20 protein-coding genes are annotated in these 18,097 nt (G+C 65.3%); 8 read left to right on the forward strand and 12 right to left on the reverse strand.

Annotation, left to right across the window (positions count from 1 at the left end; translation table 11 throughout):
- Positions 1-49: 49 nt before the first annotated feature.
- Positions 50-535: a redoxin family protein gene (locus ACU0B3_RS05530; protein ID WP_446259829.1), complete on the forward strand. Its 486-nt coding sequence runs from the start codon at positions 50-52 to the stop codon at positions 533-535.
- A 42-nt stretch (positions 536-577) separates the two neighbouring features.
- On the opposite strand, the gene ACU0B3_RS05535 is transcribed toward ACU0B3_RS05530, so the two are convergent.
- The 7 genes from ACU0B3_RS05535 to ACU0B3_RS05565 form a co-directional block, all read right to left on the reverse strand.
- On the reverse strand, positions 578-1,423 hold the full coding sequence (locus ACU0B3_RS05535) for a mechanosensitive ion channel family protein (protein ID WP_446259830.1): 846 nt from the start codon (positions 1,421-1,423) through the stop codon (positions 578-580).
- Positions 1,420-1,713 (reverse strand): 4a-hydroxytetrahydrobiopterin dehydratase, encoded by a 294-nt coding sequence (locus tag ACU0B3_RS05540; protein ID WP_446259831.1) that lies wholly within the window; start codon positions 1,711-1,713, stop codon positions 1,420-1,422. Before ACU0B3_RS05540 ends, ACU0B3_RS05535 begins: the two co-directional genes overlap by 4 nt.
- Positions 1,710-2,897 carry a GNAT family N-acetyltransferase gene (locus ACU0B3_RS05545; RefSeq protein ID WP_446259832.1) on the reverse strand — a complete coding sequence of 396 codons (1,188 nt, stop codon included), beginning with the start codon at positions 2,895-2,897 and terminating at the stop codon, positions 1,710-1,712. The genes ACU0B3_RS05540 and ACU0B3_RS05545 overlap by 4 nt, the downstream gene beginning before the upstream one ends.
- A 31-nt stretch (positions 2,898-2,928) precedes the next feature.
- Positions 2,929-3,681, reverse strand: coding sequence for a glycerophosphodiester phosphodiesterase family protein (locus ACU0B3_RS05550; RefSeq protein WP_446259833.1), 753 nt, complete (start codon positions 3,679-3,681; stop codon positions 2,929-2,931).
- Positions 3,668-4,132: a RidA family protein gene (locus tag ACU0B3_RS05555; RefSeq protein ID WP_446259834.1), complete on the reverse strand. Its 465-nt coding sequence runs from the start codon at positions 4,130-4,132 to the stop codon at positions 3,668-3,670. Before ACU0B3_RS05555 ends, ACU0B3_RS05550 begins: the two co-directional genes overlap by 14 nt.
- A gap of 248 nt (positions 4,133-4,380) precedes the next feature.
- A complete protein-coding gene (locus tag ACU0B3_RS05560) occupies positions 4,381-5,685 on the reverse strand; it encodes an HlyD family type I secretion periplasmic adaptor subunit (protein WP_446259835.1) in 1,305 nt (434 codons plus the stop codon).
- A complete protein-coding gene (locus ACU0B3_RS05565; protein ID WP_446259836.1) occupies positions 5,682-7,415 on the reverse strand; it encodes a type I secretion system permease/ATPase in 1,734 nt (577 codons plus the stop codon). The genes ACU0B3_RS05560 and ACU0B3_RS05565 overlap by 4 nt, the downstream gene beginning before the upstream one ends.
- Positions 7,416-7,616: 201 nt before the next feature.
- Here ACU0B3_RS05565 and ACU0B3_RS05570 point away from each other — a divergent pair, with 201 nt between their 5' ends.
- Both ACU0B3_RS05570 and ACU0B3_RS05575 read left to right on the forward strand, forming a co-directional pair.
- The gene (locus ACU0B3_RS05570; RefSeq protein ID WP_446259837.1) at positions 7,617-8,369 is read left to right on the forward strand and encodes an MlaA family lipoprotein; all 753 of its coding nucleotides are present in this window, start codon (positions 7,617-7,619) and stop codon (positions 8,367-8,369) included.
- The gene (locus ACU0B3_RS05575) at positions 8,359-8,976 is read left to right on the forward strand and encodes an MlaC/ttg2D family ABC transporter substrate-binding protein (protein WP_446259838.1); all 618 of its coding nucleotides are present in this window, start codon (positions 8,359-8,361) and stop codon (positions 8,974-8,976) included. The genes ACU0B3_RS05570 and ACU0B3_RS05575 overlap by 11 nt, the downstream gene beginning before the upstream one ends.
- 40 nt (positions 8,977-9,016) lie before the next feature.
- On the opposite strand, the gene map is transcribed toward ACU0B3_RS05575, so the two are convergent.
- Both map and sfsA read right to left on the reverse strand, forming a co-directional pair.
- Positions 9,017-9,829: a type I methionyl aminopeptidase gene (gene map / locus ACU0B3_RS05580; RefSeq protein ID WP_446259839.1), complete on the reverse strand. Its 813-nt coding sequence runs from the start codon at positions 9,827-9,829 to the stop codon at positions 9,017-9,019.
- Positions 9,830-9,918: 89 nt separating this feature from the next.
- Positions 9,919-10,611: a DNA/RNA nuclease SfsA gene (gene sfsA, locus ACU0B3_RS05585; protein WP_446259840.1), complete on the reverse strand. Its 693-nt coding sequence runs from the start codon at positions 10,609-10,611 to the stop codon at positions 9,919-9,921.
- Positions 10,612-10,672: 61 nt separating this feature from the next.
- On the opposite strand from sfsA, the gene ACU0B3_RS05590 reads away from it, so the two are divergent.
- Genes ACU0B3_RS05590 through ACU0B3_RS05605 form a run of 4 tightly spaced genes read left to right on the forward strand, consistent with a single transcriptional unit; the run spans position 10,673 to position 13,603 of the window.
- Positions 10,673-11,395: a competence/damage-inducible protein A gene (locus tag ACU0B3_RS05590; protein WP_446259841.1), complete on the forward strand. Its 723-nt coding sequence runs from the start codon at positions 10,673-10,675 to the stop codon at positions 11,393-11,395.
- Positions 11,396-11,436: 41 nt separating this feature from the next.
- A complete protein-coding gene (locus ACU0B3_RS05595; protein WP_446259842.1) occupies positions 11,437-12,126 on the forward strand; it encodes a GNAT family N-acetyltransferase in 690 nt (229 codons plus the stop codon).
- 3 nt (positions 12,127-12,129) lie between these two features.
- The gene (locus tag ACU0B3_RS05600; RefSeq protein WP_446259843.1) at positions 12,130-12,702 is read left to right on the forward strand and encodes a peroxidase-related enzyme; all 573 of its coding nucleotides are present in this window, start codon (positions 12,130-12,132) and stop codon (positions 12,700-12,702) included.
- Entirely contained in the window at positions 12,686-13,603 is a 918-nt protein-coding gene (locus tag ACU0B3_RS05605; RefSeq protein ID WP_446259844.1) for an OmpA family protein, read from the forward strand. The genes ACU0B3_RS05600 and ACU0B3_RS05605 overlap by 17 nt, the downstream gene beginning before the upstream one ends.
- A 78-nt stretch (positions 13,604-13,681) precedes the next feature.
- On the opposite strand, the gene ACU0B3_RS05610 is transcribed toward ACU0B3_RS05605, so the two are convergent.
- Entirely contained in the window at positions 13,682-14,587 is a 906-nt protein-coding gene (locus tag ACU0B3_RS05610) for a LysR family transcriptional regulator (RefSeq protein ID WP_446259845.1), read from the reverse strand.
- A 268-nt stretch (positions 14,588-14,855) separates the two neighbouring features.
- Here ACU0B3_RS05610 and ACU0B3_RS05615 point away from each other — a divergent pair, with 268 nt between their 5' ends.
- Positions 14,856-15,296, forward strand: a complete 441-nt coding sequence (locus ACU0B3_RS05615; RefSeq protein WP_446259846.1) for a DUF4399 domain-containing protein — start codon at positions 14,856-14,858, stop codon at positions 15,294-15,296.
- A 74-nt stretch (positions 15,297-15,370) separates the two neighbouring features.
- Here ACU0B3_RS05615 and ACU0B3_RS05620 read toward each other — a convergent pair whose 3' ends face one another.
- Both ACU0B3_RS05620 and ACU0B3_RS05625 read right to left on the reverse strand, forming a co-directional pair.
- The gene (locus tag ACU0B3_RS05620) at positions 15,371-15,931 is read right to left on the reverse strand and encodes a type 1 glutamine amidotransferase domain-containing protein (protein ID WP_446259847.1); all 561 of its coding nucleotides are present in this window, start codon (positions 15,929-15,931) and stop codon (positions 15,371-15,373) included.
- 83 nt (positions 15,932-16,014) lie between these two features.
- The gene (locus ACU0B3_RS05625) at positions 16,015-18,036 is read right to left on the reverse strand and encodes an FAD-dependent oxidoreductase (RefSeq protein ID WP_446259848.1); all 2,022 of its coding nucleotides are present in this window, start codon (positions 18,034-18,036) and stop codon (positions 16,015-16,017) included.
- Positions 18,037-18,097 lie beyond the last annotated feature (61 nt).

An 18,097-nucleotide genomic window follows, 5' to 3' on the forward strand; every position in this document is an offset into this window, starting at 1 on the left:
GGGATATATCACCCGGTAACACGATCCAAGCATCAGGAAGGACGACACCATGATTGCAACAGGCGACATGCTCCCCGAGGCCACCTTTACCCGGATGGGCGCGGAGGGCCCCGAGGAGGTCACGCTCTCGAGCCTCACCAAAGGCCGCAAGGTGGTGATCTTTGCCGTGCCGGGCGCGTTTACACCCACCTGCCACTCGGCGCACGTGCCTTCGTTCATCCGCACCAAGGACGGGTTCGACAGCAAAGGCGTGGACGAGATCATCTGCGTCTCGGTCAACGACCCCTTCGTGATGAAGGAATGGGGAGGCGCGACCGGCGCGACCGAGGCGGGAATCACCATGCTCGCGGACGCAGGCTCGGCCTTTACCACAGAGATCGGCATGAATTTCGACGCGCCCCCGGTGGGCCTGATCGCCCGGTCCAAGCGCTACGCGATGATGGCAGAGGACGGCAAAGTCACGCACCTGCAAGTCGAAGAGAACCCGGGCGCGTGTGAAGTCTCTGCCGGTGAGGCGTTGCTCGCGGCGATCTGAGCGCGAGGCGTAGGATGGGTGGTTCCACCCATCCTTGCCGCGCTATGCTGCTTTGACGAGCGTGCGCGTCGGGAACGGGATGTCGATCCCACCGGCGTCCAGCGCCTCTTTCACCGCGCGCTTCATGTCGGCCTGATAGGCAAAATACTGGTCGCTGGCCACCCAGACCCGGACGAGGAAGTCGACCGACGAGGCGTTGAGGTTGTTGACCTGGATGAACGGCTCCGGCTCGGGGCGCGAGCGCGCGTCGGCCATGATCGTCTCGCGGATGATCCGCTCTGCATCCGCGAGGTTCGCGCCATACCCGACGCCAAAGGTCCACTCGGCCTGGCGGGTGTCGTAGCCTGAATAATTCTTGATCGTGTTGCCCCAGACCTCGCTGTTGGGGATGACGATCTGCACGTTCCCGATGGAGGCGAGCTCGGTGAAGTTGAGCGTGATCGACTGCACCGTCCCCATCTGATCGTTGACCTCGACAAAGTCGCCCTGCCGGATCGGGCGAAAGAGGATCAGCATCACCCCCGCCGCCACGTTCGACAGAGTGCCTTGCAGCGCCAGACCCACGGCCAGGCCCGCGGCACCGATGACGGCCACCACCGACGTCGTCTGCACCCCGAACGTGTTGAGCACGAAGAGGAACGCAAACCCGATGATGACGTAGCGCAGGATGTTGGCAAAGAAGTCGAAGAGAGTGTTGTCGAGATGCGGCTGGCCCTTGGCGACCTTCTTGATCCGCCGGGACACCCAGCCAGCGACGATGAACCCGATGACGAGGATCACGATGGCCGCGAGGACCGAGCCAAGGACCTGCGCGAGGAACTCAATTGACAAAAGATCCTGAACAGTCTGCCCGTCCCAGATTTCCGTGTTCAAAACCGTTTCGATCATCGTGCGGCCTCTTCCATCTTCTGTGCCAGTGTGATGTCGAGACGTGTCAGACCGCCGGCGTCATGCGTCACCAGCACCACGTCCACCGAGTTATAGACGTTGGACCATTCGGGGTGGTGATCCAGCTTTTCGGCGCCGAGCGCGACCTGGCTCATCCAGCCCCAGGCTTGCGTGAACGACTTGAACCGGAACGTCTTGGCAATCGCGTCGCGCTCTGCGTCATGGGTCCAGCCATGCTCGGCCGCCCAGGACAGTGCCTCCGTCCGATTGCTACCGTCCAGCTTGCTCATTCGCGCTCCTCCACCTCGACGGCCTTGAACGGGCCATAGCTTGCCATGTCCGCGTTCTCTTCTGCGACGGCGCGGCGCTCCGCCTCCAGATACTGCGCCACCGCGTCCCGGAACCCGCCATCGGCGATCCAGTGCAGCGACTGCGTCTCGACGGGCATATAACCGCGCGCCAGCTTGTGGGTTCCCTGCGCGCCCGCCTCCACCCGGCCAAGGCCATGGGTGATCGCAAAGTCGATGGCCTGGTAGTAACACGCCTCGAAATGCAGGCAGGGGTGATCTTCGAGACAGCCCCAATAGCGCCCGTAAAGCACGTCGCGCCCAATAAAGTTGAGCGCCCCTGCGATGGGCGTGCCGCCCCGGCTGGCGAGGATCAGCGCGATGTCGTCCCGCATCGTCTCCTGCACATGATCGAAGAACGCGCGCGTCAGATAGGGTTGCCCCCACTTTCGCGCGCCGGTGTCGGTGTAGAACTGCCAGAAGGCGTCCCAGTGCTCGGGGCGCACCGCATCGCCGGTCAGCACCTCGATCTCGCCACCGAAATCCTGCGCCACGCGCCGCTCCTTGCGGATCGTCTTGCGCTTGCGTGAGCTGAGGGCGGCGAGAAAATCGTCGAAGGTCGCGTAGCCATCGTTCTGCCAGTGAAACTGCTGGCTGAACCGGCGGAGTAGACCCATCTTCTCCCCCGCGACGGCCTCGGCCTCGGTGCAGAACGTGATGTGGAGCGAGGACACCTCCGCCTCTGCCGCCACGTGCACCGCGCCTTGCACCAATGCCGCGAGACCAACCGCCTCAAAGCCCGGCTTGACGAGGAACCTGCGCCCTGTCGCGGGGGTAAATGGCACCGCCAGCTGCAGCTTGGGGTAATACTGCCCGCCCGCGCGTTCGTAGGCGTGCGACCAGGAGTGGTCAAAGATGTACTCCCCCATCGAGTGCGACTTGGCATACATCGGTGCGACGCCGATGACCTCGTCCTCCATCCGCGCGACCAGATGCCGGGGCTGCCAACCCGTGCCGGTGCCGACCGAGCCCGACGTCTCGAGCGCGCGCAGGAAACGATACGTGGTGAACGGATCGTCCGGCCGCCCGCCCTCTGCCGCTTCGGGACAGGCACAGGCATCCCAGACCTCGTGCGCAATGGCGTCGAGGCTGGTCAGGACTTCGATGGAGATGGCGGTTTCGGTCACGGGTCAGAACATGGTCCCGGTGCCGCCCGCTTCAAGCAAGATACCCTTCGAAGGTGACTTGATCCGCGACCTGCCGCGCCTCCGCCTCGACTGCGGCGCTGCGCACCGTCCAACATAAGATGTGCCGCCCGGCGGCTTTTTGCGCGGTGACCTGCGGGGTCGAGAGGTCCCTCACGTCGTGGCTGATGAACGCGCAGGCGAGCCGATCCAGGTCAGGCAGCCCCCGCAGCTCGGCCCGGCGCACCTCCGGCACCAGCGGCCAGTCCTCTGCCGTCCACCCGCACGTCACGAGCCCGCGCGGCACATCCGGCATCAGGTCCTGGAGCGCGGCAACGGAATGCGGGTTGAACGACATCACTGCGAGAGGACCCGCGTAGCCTGCAAGCGCCTCCGCCGCCGCCGCTTCGAGCGCGCCGACGTTCGGACCCATCGCGCCGTCCTGATCCTTGATCTCGACAAAGAGCGGCACCTGCCCGTCCACAAGCGCAAGCACCTCCGCCAGCGTCGGGATGCCTTCATCAGCGCCCAGAAGGGTACGCGTCTGCAAGTCAGCCGCTGACAACGTACCAATCGCGCCCGGCGTTCCGGTCAGGCGCGCCATATCGTAGTCGTGAAACACCATCGCCACGCCATCGAACGACGGCTGAAGGTCGATCTCGACCCCGTAGCCGTTTTCAATGGCCGCCTTGATCGCGGCGCGCGAGTTCTCGGGGCGCCCCGCGGCAAGGTCATGCAAGCCGCGATGCGCCACCGGGCGCGCAAAAAGCGCGTCAGTCGATTTCAAAGATACCCTCGATCTCGACCGCGACGCCAAGCGGCAGAGCTCCCGCGGAGACCGCAGAGCGCGCATGACGGCCCGCGTCGCCGAGCACGGCGACCATGAGGTCCGAGCAGCCGTTGATGACTGTCGGCTGGCCTTCGAAGTCGGGCGTGGAGTTCACGAACCCGGTGAGTTTCACGACCCGCTTGAACCGGCTCCAGTCCCCGCCAATCGCCGCGCCGACCTGCGCCAACAGGTTGAGCCCGCAGCGCTCCGCAGCCGCCGCGCCTTCTTCGGGCGTGAGGGTGTCACCGACCTTACCCACGATCTTGGACCCGTCGGCGGCGAGGGAGATTTGCCCCGACACGTAGAGCGTCGAGCCGGTCTGCACGAACGGGATGTAGTTGGCGGCGGGGGCGGAGGCGCTTGGCAGCTCCAGCCCCATTTCGGCCAGTTTGGCGGTGACGTCGACCATGTGAGAATCTCCCCTTGGATTGCGCGGTCACGCTATGACGGTGATGCGGAAGAGGGAAGGGTCGAGCGGATGGGCTTTGAGCCTCGTCACGAAGAACATAAATTCACGCGCCGTCCCGCGGGGTGGCGCAATCGCGCCGCCCCAGGGGGGCGGGTCGGCGCGGCCTGACGGTTCCCGTCAGGCGGGCGCTTTGGATTGGGCGAAAAAGCAAAGGTCGAAAGCTGTGCGCTTACGACACCATTACAACCCTAACTCTCCCGGAACGCCCGCGAGAAGTAATCCGCCATCGGTTTGACCAGATACGCCAGCGGCGTGCGGTCGTCGGTGCGGATGAACGCCTCCACCGGCATGCCGGGGATCAGGGTCGAGCCTTCGGGCAGGCGCGCCTGCTCTTCCTCGTTGAGCACGATTTCGGCACGGTAGTACGACGCGCCCGTGCCTTCGTCCTGAAACGCGTCCGCCGAGATCTGCGTCACCCGGCCAAAGAGTTCGGGCGTCAGGCGCTGGTCGAGCGCGGAGAAGCGCAGCGACACCGTCTGCTCCATGAAAAGCTGGTCGATGTGGATCGTCTCCACCTGCGCGGCGATCACCAGCGGCCGGTCCTGTGGCACGATGAAAAGCACGGGCTCGGCGGCACGCACCACCGCGCGGCGGGCAAAGACCTGCATGCCGTAGACCACGCCCGACACAGGCGCGGTGATGTCGAGCCGGCTCAGCTGGCCCTGCAGCGACCGGCGCTGCTCGGCCAACTCGCGTTCGCGGAACTGCAGGTCGCGCAGCTGGGTGATGGCATCCTCGCGGCGGCGCTCGCCGAGCTTGAGGATCTCCAACTCGATCTCGGTGACACGGCCTTCGGCCTGCGCCTTTTGCGCAATCATCTCACCCACGGTGCCGGCCAGCCGGGCCTGCTCACGCTGCAAGGACAGCACGCGGCTGGCTTGCGCAAGGCCCCGGTCCAGCAGCGTCTGCTGGTCGGTCAGCTCGCGTTCGATCAGCGCCAGCTGGGAGGTCAGCGCCTCTTGCTGTGCCTCGATGCCGCGGATCTGGTCAGAAGTCTGGTCCCGGCGCTTGCCAAGCTGTTCGATCTCGCGCGCGAGCGAGGCGCGGCGGGCGTTGAAGAGGTTTTCCTGCCCGTCCATCAACTCTGCCACTTCCGGGTTGGTGGCGGCCTCTGTGGTGACGGTCTCGGAAAAGGTGATCTCCGCCTCCTCGTCGCGCTCCGCCACAAAGCGGGCACGGCGGGCGACCAGTTCAAAGTACTGCCCCTCGATGATTGCCAGTTGCGATTTCAGAAGCGTCGGATCGAGCCGGATCAGCACGTCGCCGGCCTCGACCGCCGTGCCCTCGCTCACCAGGATGTCCTCGACCACACCGCCGTCGGGGTGCTGCACCACTTGGCGGTTCTGATCGACCTCGATCTGGCCCGAGGCGATGATCGCACCCGAGATGTTCGCCGTCGCGCCCCAGTAGCCGAAGCCGCCCAGAAGGATCACGAGGGAGACGAGGCCGAGGATCATCGGCCCCTTCATCGAGAATTGTGGTTTGCCGTTCATCGCACACCTCCGGCGCCCTGCCGCTGACGGATTTCCTCGTGGTTGCGCACCACGTTCTTGAGCACTTCGTCCTTGGGACCAAAGGCCGTGCGCGCGCCGCCGTCGAGCATCAGGAGCATGTCGCATTCCTGAATGGCCGAAGGACGGTGCGCCATGATGATCGCCGCGCGTCCGCGCTCGCGCATCGAGCGGATGGCGCGGTTGAGCGCGTTGCTCCCCTCGTTGTCGAGGTTCGAGTTCGGCTCGTCGAGCACCAGCACCACCGGGTCACCGTAAAGCGCTCGCGCCAGGCCGATCCGCTGGATCTGGCCGCCGGAGAGGCGCCCGCCCGCCGCGCTGACGCGCGTGTCATAGCCGTCCGGCAGCTTGAGGATCATCTCGTGCGCGTCCGCCTTGCGGGCCGCCGCAACGATCTGCTCGGGGTCCGGGTTCGACGAGAGCTTGGCGATGTTGTCGGCGATCGTACCGTCAAAAAGCTGCACCCGCTGCGGTAGGTAGCCGATGTAATTGCCCACCGCGCCCGAGGGATACTGGTCGAGCGCCGCGTTATCGAGGCGGATCTTGCCACCCGCGGGACGCCAGACACCCGTGATGGCGCGCGCCAGCGTCGACTTGCCCGCACCCGAGGGCCCGATCACGCCGAGCGCCTGGCCTGGCTTCAGCGAGAACGACACCATGCGCAGGCTGGCCTGGCTTTCGCCCGGCGGGATCACGGTGATCTGCTGCACGTCGAGCTTGGCTTCGGGGGCCGGCAGTTCGGTCTTGGGTGTCTCTGGCGGCACATCCGAGAGCAGCTCGGAGAGCGAGTCCCAGCCCTTGCGCGCGCGCTGCACCAGCGCCCACTGGCCGATGGCCATCTCGATCGGGGCGAGCGCCCGGCCCATCAGGATCGAGCCTGCGATCATTGCACCCGGCGTCAACTGGTTCTGCAGCACCAGATAGGCACCCAGACCCAGCATCGCAGATTGGAGGAAGAGGCGGAACGTCTTGGTCGTCGTGGTAAACGTGCCAAGCAGGTCCGACGATTTCAGCTGCTCGTCGAGCGAGCGGTTGCGGGCGACCGACCAACGCTGGAACGCCGCCTCGCGCATACCCATCGCCTGCACCATCTCGGCCTCCTGGCGGATCTGGTCGCCCAGCGCCTCGGACTGGTAGCTGGCGCCCGCGGCGTTGGCCTGCGGCTTGCGCGTCATGATCTGGTTGACCACCGTCACCAGGATCAGCACCGCGCCCCCCACGACGGCCAGCATGCCGAGCCAAGGGTGAAAGAGCGCAATCGCAATCAAGAAGAAAGGCGTCCAGGGAATGTCGAACAGCGCCATCAGGACGGGCGAGCTGAGGAGGCGCTGCACGGACTCGAGATCCTTGAGACCCGTGGCGCCCGTGTTGTCCTGCACCACCGCCGAACGGCGCACCACGGCGTCGAACACCCGCGTGTCGAGCCTCGCCTGGAACCGCGCGCCCACGCGCCCCATGATCCGGCCCCGCACGTAGTCCAGAAGGCCCATCATCCCGTAGAGAAAGAGCACAAGCACCGACAGCGCCACCAGCGTCGCCTCGGAGCGCGACCCCAACACCCGGTCATAGACCTGGAGCATGTACATCGGCCCGGTCAGCATCAGCATGTTGACGAAAAAGGAGAAAATTCCAACGAACCAGTAATACTTCCGACTCTCACGCCGGGCGGCCCGCAACTCGTCGCGGCCGGCTTCGATGTTCTTGCGTGTCATGCGCGTTTTTCCGCCGTCTTGCCCCAAGATATCGTGTCGCCCCCACGGCGAAACCTTGCCAAAACCGGACCAGGTCGCCTATGCGCCACGCATGTGATGTGGACGTTAGAGCCAGGTCTGGGCAAAGTGTGGATAAATCCTAGACCATATTAAGTTACAAATTGAGCAGCAGCCCACCGAAAGTCTCTACGATTGTCTGAAATGCCACGTATCCTCCGTTTTGTCGTCGTCTTCGCCCTCGTCGGGCTAGTGGCGGCCTGCGGCACGCCGGATCCGTCCAACACTGTCGACGGTGTCTATGACCCCTATGAGGAGGCCAACCGCAAACGCCACGCGTTCAACACGCGGGTGGATGCAAACATCGTGCGCCCGGTGTCGCGCCGGTTTGCCTCGGACGGCACGGGCGATCCCACCGCGGGCCTGATGCTGCGAAATTTTGCCGGCAACCTCTCGGCGCCGCAAGCTGTGGTAAACCATACTTTGCAGGGCGATCTCGGCAACGCCACGCGCATGACAACGCGGTTTGTCATCAACACGGTGCTCGGGTTCGGCGGGCTTGCGGATGTCGCCGGAGACATCGGTCTGACCGAGGTCGACACCGACTTTGGCGAGACGTTGCACACCTGGGGCGTGGGTGAAGGCGCCTACGTCGTGGTGCCCTTCATCGGACCATCGAACCAGCGGGATGTGGCCGGGCGTGTCGGAGACCTCTTCCTTGATCCGCTGAGCTACGTGCTGGCACCCAACCAGCGCCGCGTCGCCACTGCGGCAAAGGTTGGCGGGCGGCTGGTCTCGCGCGGGCAATTTGGCGGGACGGTGGACTCGATCCTGCACGAAAGCGCCGATGGCTATGCGCAGACGCGCCTGATCTACACGCTCAACCGTCGGGACGAGCTCGGGGATGTGCGCGAGGACAGCTTTGTTGATCCCTACGAGGACCTTTATGCAGATTGATTTGAACACCCCTCATTTGTCACGCCGTTCCTTTATCGCAGGCCTTGGCGCCGCTGGCTTGACCTTCGCCGCGGCGCCTGCGCTGGCGCTCACCGAAGGCACTGCCAAACGGCTCGTTGACGGCATCGTCGGGGACATCAACCAGATCATCGCCTCCGGCAAATCTGAAGGCGCCATGATCCGCGATTTCGAGCGCGTCTTCGTGCGCTACGCAGACGTGCCGACAATCGCGCTCTACACGCTTGGGCGGGACGGACGGCAGGCGTCGAACGCGCAAAAGCGCGCGTTTACCCAAGCCTTTCAGGGCTACATCGCGCGCAAGTATGGCAAACGCTTCCGCGAGTTCATCGGCGGCCGGATCGAGGTCGAAGGCGCGCGCACGGTGCGCAACTCGGTCGAGGTCCGCTCCACGGCTTACCTGCGGGGAGACGCGCCGTTCACCATCGACTGGCAAGTGTCGGACCGCTCGGGCAGCGCCAAGTTCGTGAACATGACCATCGAGGGCGTGAACATGCTCCTCACCGAGCGCAGCGAGATCGGCGCCATGCTCGACCGCCGCCGCGGCAACATCGACCAGCTGATCGCCGACATTCAGCGCGCGGGCTGACCTGGGCGCCGCATAAAATTCGTACGAATCTTATGCCGGCTTAGCCGTAGGTCGGGTGAAACTTGCCTGCCGGCGAAAGGGTGAAGATCTCGACGCCGTCCTCGGTCACGCCCACCGAATGCTCGAACTGCGCCGACAGCGACTTGTCGCGGGTCACCGCCGTCCAGTCATCGGACAGCACCTTGGTCTCGGGACGCCCGAGGTTCACCATCGGCTCGATGGTGAAGAACATGCCCGGCTCCAGCACCGCGCCGGTGCCCGGGCGGCCATAGTGCAGCACGTTGGGCGGCGCGTGGAATACTCGCCCAAGCCCGTGGCCGCAAAAGTCGCGCACCACGCTCATGCGGTGAGATTCCGCGTAGGTCTGGATCGCGTGGCCGATATCGCCGAAGGTGTTGCCCGGCTTGACCATGTCGACGCCGGCCATGAGCGCATCGTAGGTCACCTGGATCAACCGCTCGGCCTTGCGGCTCAGCTTGCCGGCCACATACATGCGGCTGTTATCGCCGTACCAGCCGTCCACGATCACGGTCACGTCGATGTTGAGGATGTCACCCTGCTTGAGCGTCTTGGGCCCCGGGATCCCGTGGCAGACGACGTGGTTGATCGAGATGCAGCTGGCGTGCTGGTAGCCCTTGTAGCCGATTGTGGCGGAGGTCGCGCCCAGCTCTTCGACCCGCGCTCGGATGAAATCATCCAGCGCCGCGGTGGTCTGACCGACGAAGACGTGCTCGGCGACTTCGTCGAGGATTTGAGCCGAGAGCTGCCCGGCGACGCGCATGCCGTCGAAGTCGGACGCATCGTAGAGACGGATCCCGTCGCGGGTCAGGCGGCCTCTGTCGCTGATGTTCACAGGCGTTTCTCCTTTGGCTTGCCCTCCATTTAGGCGTGATTGCGGGGTTTTGCCAGCCTGATGGCCAAGGAGGCGCGTGAGCCAGCCCATCATAGGACCGGCAGGGCGCGCCCGGCGCGAATGCCTTCGGGCGTGATCTCGGTGCCGAGCGCGCGGACCTGCACCCCCGCTGCCCGCGCCTCGGCCAGCGCCGAGGCATAGGACGGATCGATGTCCGCCGCCACGCTGACGCGGTCGCAATCGCTGCGCTGCACGAGATAAAGCAGCGTCGCGTCGCAGCCTTCGGCCACCATTGCGGCGAGTTCGCCGAGGTGCTTGGCGCCCCGCGCGGTGACGCTGTCGGGGAACTCGGCAAGGCCGCGCGACCGGCTCAGCGTGACGGACTTGACCTCGAGGTAGTGCGGGCGCGCGCCCTCGAGCAGGAAGTCGACCCGCGAGCCGTTCCCGTATTTGACCTCGGCGCGGAAGGTCTCATAGGGCAGCAAGCCCTCGACGCTGCGCGCCTCGAGCGCCTCGCGCACGATCCGGTTGGCCGCGCCGGTGTCGACGCCGACAAAGCCGCCGGGGACTTCGACCAGTCGCCAGCCGAACTTGAGCTTTTTCTTCGGATCGTCGTTGGGCTCGAGCCAGACACACATGCCGGGCTCGGCCAGACCCATCATGCTGCCGGGGTTGGCGCAATGGGCCGTGACCTCGCGCCCGTCCGCGAGCGTGACATCCGCGAGAAAGCGTTTGTAGCGGCGGATCAGGGTGCCGCGCACGAGGGGCGTTGGAAAGCGCATGGCGTGCGCCCTATACCGTCAGGGGGCGGCACTCAAGCCGCGCCACCTTTGGAGGCTGCCGATGTCTAACCCCACCGCCGCGATGCTTGTGATCGGGGACGAGATCCTGTCGGGCCGCACGCGCGATGCCAACATGCACCATCTTGCGGGCCGGCTGACCGAGGTCGGGATCGACCTCAAGGAAGTGCGGGTGGTGTCGGACGATGCGGCGGCGATCACCGCGGCGGCAGAGGCGCTGAGCGGGGCATTCGATCACGTCTTTACCTCCGGCGGGATCGGGCCGACGCATGACGACATCACCGCCGATTGCATCGCCGCCGCCTTTGGCGCGTCCATCGACGTGCGGGACGACGCGCGGGCGGTGCTGCAGGCGCATTACGACCGGCAGGGTCTGGAGATGAACGCGGCGCGGCTGCGCATGGCGCGGATCCCGGACGGTGCGGCGCTGATCGACAATCCGGTCTCGGCGGCGCCCGGCTTTACGCTTGGCAACGTGCATGTGATGGCAGGGGTGCCGCGCATCTTTGAGGCTATGGTGGCCTCGGTGCTGCCGACGCTGACGGGCGGCGCGCCGGTGATCTCGCACTCGGTCGAGGTGCATCGCGGCGAAGGCGACATCGCGGGACCTCTGAAAGAGTTGGCCGAGAAGCATTCCGAGCTGTCGTTCGGCTCCTACCCGTTCCAGCGGGACGGAAGGTACGGCGCCAACGTGGTTGTGCGGGGGACCGACCCCGAGGCTGTTGTAGCTGCGGCGCGCGCGCTCGAGGCGCTCTTTGCCGAGTAGTCGGGCTTGCGCTTTGCATGTGCGCGGGCCACACCCAAGCCATGGTATCCCTGCCCGATCTTTATGATGCGATTGACGCGACGTGGCCTGCTCTGTCGAAGCGCGAAGAGGATGGTTTTTTTCTGCGTGACGGCGACGGCGGTGGGCAGCGTGTGTCTGCCGCGACCCTCGCGCAAGCGGCACTGCCCACCTTACAGGGCGCGCCCGGCCTTATCATGGTGCGCGCGGGCGAGGACGCGCTGGACGAAGCTCTGGAATGCGAGGGGTACCGAGTCAAGGATCTGACGCGACTATACACCTGCAGACCGGAGCTGTTGACGGACGTGCCGATCCCGCGGGTGACGACGTTCTGCATCTGGGAGCCGCTGCAGATCATGCGCGACATCTGGGCCGAGGGCGGTATCGGACCGTCCCGGGTGCGCGTGATGGAGCGCGCGGCAGGGCCGAAGACGGGCATTCTGGGGCGGATCGATGACCAGCCGGCTGCTGCCGCCTTTGTCGCCATGCACGAAGGGATCGCGATGCTGCATGCGCTGGAGGTGCGCCCTGCGCACAGGCGCAAGGGGCTGGCACAGTGGATGATGCGGCAGGCGGCGATCTGGGCGGAAACACAAGAGGCGCACACGTTGGCGATCCTCGTGACCGAGGCGAACGGGCCGGCGAATGCGCTTTATGCCGGGCTTGGGATGCGCCAGATCGGGACCTATCATTACCGGATCAAGGAGGGCTGAGCGATGGCCGACACAGACCAACCGACGGCGCTGGACCTGCCGCAGATGGACCCGCTGCCGGAAGCGACGCAGAGCTATTTCGACATCTGCCAGGACAAGCTGGGGCTCGTGCCGAATGTGCTGCGCGCCTATGCGTTCGATGTGGACAAGCTGAACGCGTTTACCGCGCTTTACAACGATCTGATGCTCGCGCCGTCGGGGTTGAGCAAGCTCGAGCGGGAGATGATCGCGGTGGTCGTGTCCTCGGAGAACAAGTGTTTTTATTGCCTGACCGCACACGGACAGGCTGTGCGGGCCCTCTCGGGGGATCCGATCCTGGGCGAGCAGCTGGTGATGAACTACCGCACGGCGGACCTCGATCCTAAGACGCGGACGATGCTCGATTTCGCGGTCAAGATGACGCGCGCCTCGGCTGAGATCGAAGAGGGCGACCGGGCGGCGCTGCGCGAGGCGGGCTTTGGCGAGCGGGACATCTGGGACATCGCCAGCGTCGCGGCGTTCTTTAACATGACGAACCGGCTGGCGTCGGCGACAGACATGCGCCCGAACGACGAGTACCATGCGCAAAGCCGCTAGCTTGCTGAGCGCCGGTTTCGCCTGCTTGCTGCTGGGCGGGCCGGGTGTGGCGCTGGAGGTGCCGCGCGGGGCGGAGAGTGCCGGGCCGCAGGAGCGTCCGCTCGACAGCTATGCTTTGCCGACAGGTCCCTGGGCGGATGGTGTACTGCCAACGCAGGTGTTTGAGGGGCGGGTGAGCCGGCAGGCGTGGCGCGTGCCGGTCCCGGGCACGACGACGCTTGAGCTGCTTGCGCCGCTGCGTGCGCAGCTCGAGGCGGACGGATGGGAGATCGTCTTTGCCTGCCAGGGGCGGGCCTGCGGCGGTTTCGATTTCCGGTTCTCGATCGACGTGCTGCCGGCGCCTGACATGGTGGTGGACCTCGCGCGGTTCCGGTTCCTGTCGGCCACGCGGGACGGGAGCGGGCTGTCGGTGCTGGTGAGCCGGACCGAGGCGGCCGGGTACATCCAGATCATCCAGGCCGGTGCGGAGGCGGAGCTGGAGGATGTGACGGCCTCGGCGCGCGCCGTGTCCTCGGCGGCAAGTGTTTCGCTCGGGGAGGCGCTTGAGACGGACGGACGGTTCATCCTGTCGGATCTCGCGTTCGAGACCGGATCGGCGTCGCTGGGGGATGCGCGTTTTGCGTCGCTGGCGACCTTGGCGGACTACCTGCGCGCCAACCCGGAGCGGCGCGTGGCGCTGGTCGGGCACACGGATGCGACAGGATCGCTGGAGGGCAATATTGCGCTTTCCAAGCGTCGCGCAGGATCGGTGCGCGCACGCCTTGTCGAGGTGCATGGCGTGCCTGCGGGTCAGATGGATGCCGAGGGGATGGGATACCTTGCGCCGATCACGACCAACCTTACGCCGGAGGGGCGCGATGCGAACCGCCGGGTCGAGGTGATCCTGACGTCGACGGAGTAGAGCTTGTAAGCGCCGCGCGTGCGGCAGGCGACGTAATTTGGATATTTTTGGCCAGAAGAAGCCGGGGACTTGCGCCCCTTACCAGTCGTTGGGGCCTTTTTCGCCGAATTCATGGACCAGGAAGTCGATGAAGGCGCGGACCTTGGGCTGGGTGAAGCGGCCGGGCGGGTAGACGGCGTAGATGCCTTGCGTCTCCATCGGCAGTTCGGGGATGGCATCCTCGACCTGGCCGCGCTCCATCGCGTCGGCGTAGAGGAAGGACGGCAGATAGGCGATGCCGAGCCCCGCGATGCAGGCGTTCAGGAGCGACTGGCCGTCGTTTACGCTGAGCCAGCCAGCGGTGCGCACCTGGCGTTTCTCGCCCGAGGGGGCCGTGACCTTCCAGACGTTGCCCGACGATTGGTTCGAATAATGGAGGAGCTTGTGCTCGTTCAGATCGTCTATGCGCGCGGGCCGGCCGAATTTCTGGAAGTAGTCGGGCGAGGCGATCATGCGCTTGTTCGTCTCGGTCAGCTTGCGGGCGCGAAGGGTCGAATCTTCGAGATCGCCGATGCGGATCGCCATGTCGAAGCCTTCGGAGATCAGCTCGACGTAGCGGTTGTTGAGCACCATGTTCACGGTGATGTCGGGGAATTCCGCGAGGAAGTCGCCCAGCACCGGGCTGAGATGGTTGACGCCGAAGTCGGTCGCAACGGACACCCGCAAAAGGCCGGAGGGCGCGGATTGCATGGAGGTGACAAGGGCGTCCGCCTCCCCTGCGTCATTGAGCACGCGGCGGGCACGGTCGTAGTACGCGAGACCGATTTCGGTCGGGGACACGCGGCGCGTTGTGCGGTTCAGGAGCCGGGCGCCGAGCCGCGCTTCGAGTGAGCTGACGTGTTTCGACACCGCCGACTTCGAGATGCCCATCTTTTTGGCGGCATCCGTGAATCCGCCCTGGTCCACCACGGTGGCAAAGGCTTCCATTTCGGTCAGTCGATCCATAACACGTCCTCGTCTCACACCTCAGGCTTTTTGCGGGCCAAATGCGACAGCTGTAGGGCGGGCGCCCGACAATAAAGCGGTAATCCCGAGGATTGTCTGAGGCGGCGAAACAGGCGGTTGTGTTGGATTTTTCAAGAAGAGCAGAGGCTTGCAAGTGAAACTGGCGGTGTGCTTCGGGCGTGGGCGTCAAGCAATACACTTAAAGTTGAGCGCATTTCAGCGAGGATGGTGCTACGAAACAGGCTCATGCAAAGCTGGGAGGATAGATATGACACGTTTTGTGAGCACGATTTTGGCCGCAACGCTGGCCACGGCCGCGCTTGCCGGAGAGACACCCTCGAACCCTGACGCGCGCGTCTATTTCATCAACGTCGAGGACGGCGCGACGGTCAGCGGGCCGGTGTTCCTTCAGTTCGGGCTGAGCGGCATGGGCGTCGCCCCCGCCGGCACCGAGGCGGAGATGACGGGCCACCACCACATCCTGATCAACCGCGCGCCGTTTGGCGAGGGGCCGGATGATGCGGACATGAACGAGAACGGCCTTTATGCCGACGACAATCACAAGCACTTTGGCAAGGGCCAGACCGAGACAACGCTGGAGCTGAGTGCGGGCACGCACACGTTACAGCTGGTCTTGGGCGATCTTTACCACGTGCCGCATGATCCGATCGTGGCCTCCGAGCAGATTACGATCACCGTGACGGAGTAGGCCAGAGTTGACGGCAAAAAGGGACCGGCCGGGCGCGTTCCGGACGCCCGGTCCGTGGAATGGCGGCACGCCCGTCAGGCGGCTTGTGTCGCGGCAGATGCGCTCTCGACGACGTCGACGATCGCACCGACAAACGCCTTGAGGTCATCCGGCTGGCGGCTCGTGATGACGCCATCGTCCACGACGACTTCATCGTCGATCCAGGTTGCGCCGGCGTTTTCGACATCGGTTTTGACCGACGCGTAGGACGTCATCCGCCGCCCTTTCGCCAGTCCCGCCTCGATGACAACCCAGGGCGCGTGGCACACGGCTGCGACCGGTTTGCCGTCGGCGTGGAAGGCTTTGACGAGGGCGATCACGTCTTTGTCCACGCGCAGCAGGTCGGGGTTGATCTGGCCGCCAGGAATGACCAGCGCGTCATAATCCTCGGCCTTGGCGTCGGCGATCTTGAGATCGGCATGCGCCTTGCGTCCCCAGTCGGCGCCCTCCCAGCCGGTGATCGGCTCACCGTCGAGCGTGGCGACATGCACGGTGGCATCTTTGACCCGCAGTTGGTCGCGTGGAAATTCGAGCTCGGATTGCTCGAACCCGTGGGTGGAAATGATGAGGATCTTTGCGTCAGAAATGGCAGGCATGGGAGCCTCCTGTCGTTGAGTGGAAGTTACCCTCTCAACGGACTGGATCGCCGCGGCGTTCCCGATGGCTGTGGGTGACGCGGCTAGAGCGTTGCAGCAAGCCGCGTGCCCTGGTCGATGGCGCGTTTGGCGTCGAGCTCGGCAGCGACGTCCGCGCCTCCGATCACGTGGCAGGTGATGCCCGCGGCCTCGAGCGCATCGGCGAGTGACCGGTCGCTGACCTGCCCGGCGCAGAGCACGACGGTGTCTGCTGCGATCACCTCGGGGCGCTCGCGTGCCTCGCCATAGCTCACGTGCAGCCCGTCCGCGTCGATGCGCTCGTAATTGACCCCGGCCTTCATCTCGACGCCCTTCATCTGAAGCGCAGCGCGGTGGATCCATCCGGTGGTCTTGCCAAGGCGCTTGCCGGGTTTCTCGGCTTTGCGTTGCAGAAGCGTGACCTGACGGGCGGCAGGATCGGGTTGCGGGCCCTCTGGTGCCAAGCCGCCGGGCGTGTTGGAGGGATCACCCACGCCCCATTCCTCGCGCCACTCGTCGAGGTTCTCGGTCGGGCTCTCGCCGGCGTGGACGAGAAACTCGGACACGTCGAAGCCGATGCCGCCTGCGCCGACAACGGCGACAGACTTGCCGACCTCAGCGCCGTGTTTGAGCACGTCGATGTAAGAGAGCGCTTTGTCCTGACCCTCGATCTGCGGATCGCGGGGGAGGACGCCGGTGGCGATGATCACCTCGTCAAAGCTTTTGAGCCGCTCCACGTCCGCTTCGGTGCCAAGCTGCAGGTCGATGCCGTGGACCTCGACCATGCGTGCGAACCAGTCGACGAGGCCGTGGAACTCTTCCTTGCCCGGCACCTGCTTGGCCATGTTGAGTTGGCCGCCGATCTGGGTGTCGCGGTCAAAGAGCGTGACAGTGTGCCCGCGCTCGGCAGCGGTCATGGCGGCGGAGAGACCCGCAGGGCCCGCGCCCACAACCGCGATCTTGCGGGTGGTCTCGGCGGGCGTGAGGGTCAGCTCGGTCTCGTGGCAGGCGCGCGGGTTGACGAGGCAGGACGAGAGCTTGCCCGAAAACGTGTGATCGAGGCACGCCTGGTTGCAGGCGATGCAGGGCGCGATCTCGTCCGCACGGCCCTCGGCGGCCTTCTGCACAAAGGCGGCATCGGCTAGGAACGGGCGGGCCATCGACACCATGTCGGCGCATCCATCGGCGAGTACGCCTTCCGCCACGTCTGGCATGTTGATCCGGTTCGAGGTGATGAGCGGGATCGAGACCTCGCCCATCAGCTTTTTCGTGACCCAGGTAAAGGCGCGGCGCGGGACGGAGGTGGCGATGGTCGGCACGCGCGCCTCGTGCCAGCCGATGCCGGTGTTGAGGATCGTGGCACCCGCGCCTTCGATGGCCTTGGCGAGGGTGACGACTTCGTCCCAGGTGGAGCCGTTCGGGATCAGGTCGATCATGCTGAGGCGGTAGATGATGATGAAATCGTCCCCGACGGCCTCGCGGCAGCGGCGCACGACCTCGACGGGCAGGCGCATGCGGTTCTCGTAGGCGCTGCCCCAGCGGTCCGTGCGCTTGTTGGTGTGGGTGACGAGAAACTGGTTGAGGAAGTACCCCTCGGACCCCATGATCTCCACCCCGTCATAGCCCGCCTCGCGGGCACGCACCGTGGCGGTGACGTAATCGGCGATCTGTTTTTCGATGCCCTCCTCGTCGAGCTCCTTGGGCGGGAAGGGGGAGATCGGGGATTTGACCGGCGACGCGCTCACACAATCGGGCGAGTAGGCGTAGCGCCCGGCGTGCAGGATTTGCATGGCGATCTTGCCGCCCGCGTCGTGAACGCGGTCGGTGACGACCTTGTGATTGGCGATGTCTTGATCGGTGTAGAGCCCGGCAGCTCCGGGAAAGACGCCGCCCTCCTTGTTCGGGGCCATGCCGCCTGTCACCATCAGCGCCACGCCCCCGCGCGCGCGTTCGGCGTAGAATTCCGCGACCCGGTTCCAATCCTTGGTCTCTTCGAGGCCGGTGTGCATCGAGCCCATGAGCACGCGGTTCTTGAGAGTCGTGAACCCGAGGTCGAGCGGGGCAAAGAGGTGCGGATAGGCGGTCATGGGGTCTCCTCGGGACGGATTTTCCTGTACGTACATTTGGGTCAGGAGGGCGCGGAGGTCA

The sequence above is a fragment of the Pseudaestuariivita sp. genome (assembly GCF_052825805.1).

Excerpts from the sequence above, each read along its gene's own strand:
- ACU0B3_RS05530 (WP_446259829.1), top strand. The coding sequence starts at position 50 with ATGATTGCAACAGGCGACATGCTCCCCGAGGCCACCTTTACCCGGATG.
- ACU0B3_RS05535 (WP_446259830.1), bottom strand. The coding sequence starts at position 1,423 with ATGATCGAAACGGTTTTGAACACGGAAATCTGGGACGGGCAGACTGTT.
- ACU0B3_RS05540 (WP_446259831.1), bottom strand. The coding sequence starts at position 1,713 with ATGAGCAAGCTGGACGGTAGCAATCGGACGGAGGCACTGTCCTGGGCG.
- ACU0B3_RS05555 (WP_446259834.1), bottom strand. The coding sequence starts at position 4,132 with ATGGTCGACGTCACCGCCAAACTGGCCGAAATGGGGCTGGAGCTGCCA.
- ACU0B3_RS05560 (WP_446259835.1), bottom strand. The coding sequence starts at position 5,685 with ATGAACGGCAAACCACAATTCTCGATGAAGGGGCCGATGATCCTCGGC.
- ACU0B3_RS05565 (WP_446259836.1), bottom strand. The coding sequence starts at position 7,415 with ATGACACGCAAGAACATCGAAGCCGGCCGCGACGAGTTGCGGGCCGCC.
- ACU0B3_RS05570 (WP_446259837.1), top strand. The coding sequence starts at position 7,617 with ATGCCACGTATCCTCCGTTTTGTCGTCGTCTTCGCCCTCGTCGGGCTA.
- ACU0B3_RS05575 (WP_446259838.1), top strand. The coding sequence starts at position 8,359 with ATGCAGATTGATTTGAACACCCCTCATTTGTCACGCCGTTCCTTTATC.
- sfsA (WP_446259840.1), bottom strand. The coding sequence starts at position 10,611 with ATGCGCTTTCCAACGCCCCTCGTGCGCGGCACCCTGATCCGCCGCTAC.
- ACU0B3_RS05590 (WP_446259841.1), top strand. The coding sequence starts at position 10,673 with ATGTCTAACCCCACCGCCGCGATGCTTGTGATCGGGGACGAGATCCTG.
- ACU0B3_RS05595 (WP_446259842.1), top strand. The coding sequence starts at position 11,437 with ATGGTATCCCTGCCCGATCTTTATGATGCGATTGACGCGACGTGGCCT.
- ACU0B3_RS05600 (WP_446259843.1), top strand. The coding sequence starts at position 12,130 with ATGGCCGACACAGACCAACCGACGGCGCTGGACCTGCCGCAGATGGAC.
- ACU0B3_RS05605 (WP_446259844.1), top strand. The coding sequence starts at position 12,686 with ATGCGCAAAGCCGCTAGCTTGCTGAGCGCCGGTTTCGCCTGCTTGCTG.
- ACU0B3_RS05610 (WP_446259845.1), bottom strand. The coding sequence starts at position 14,587 with ATGGATCGACTGACCGAAATGGAAGCCTTTGCCACCGTGGTGGACCAG.
- ACU0B3_RS05615 (WP_446259846.1), top strand. The coding sequence starts at position 14,856 with ATGACACGTTTTGTGAGCACGATTTTGGCCGCAACGCTGGCCACGGCC.
- ACU0B3_RS05620 (WP_446259847.1), bottom strand. The coding sequence starts at position 15,931 with ATGCCTGCCATTTCTGACGCAAAGATCCTCATCATTTCCACCCACGGG.
- ACU0B3_RS05625 (WP_446259848.1), bottom strand. The coding sequence starts at position 18,036 with ATGACCGCCTATCCGCACCTCTTTGCCCCGCTCGACCTCGGGTTCACG.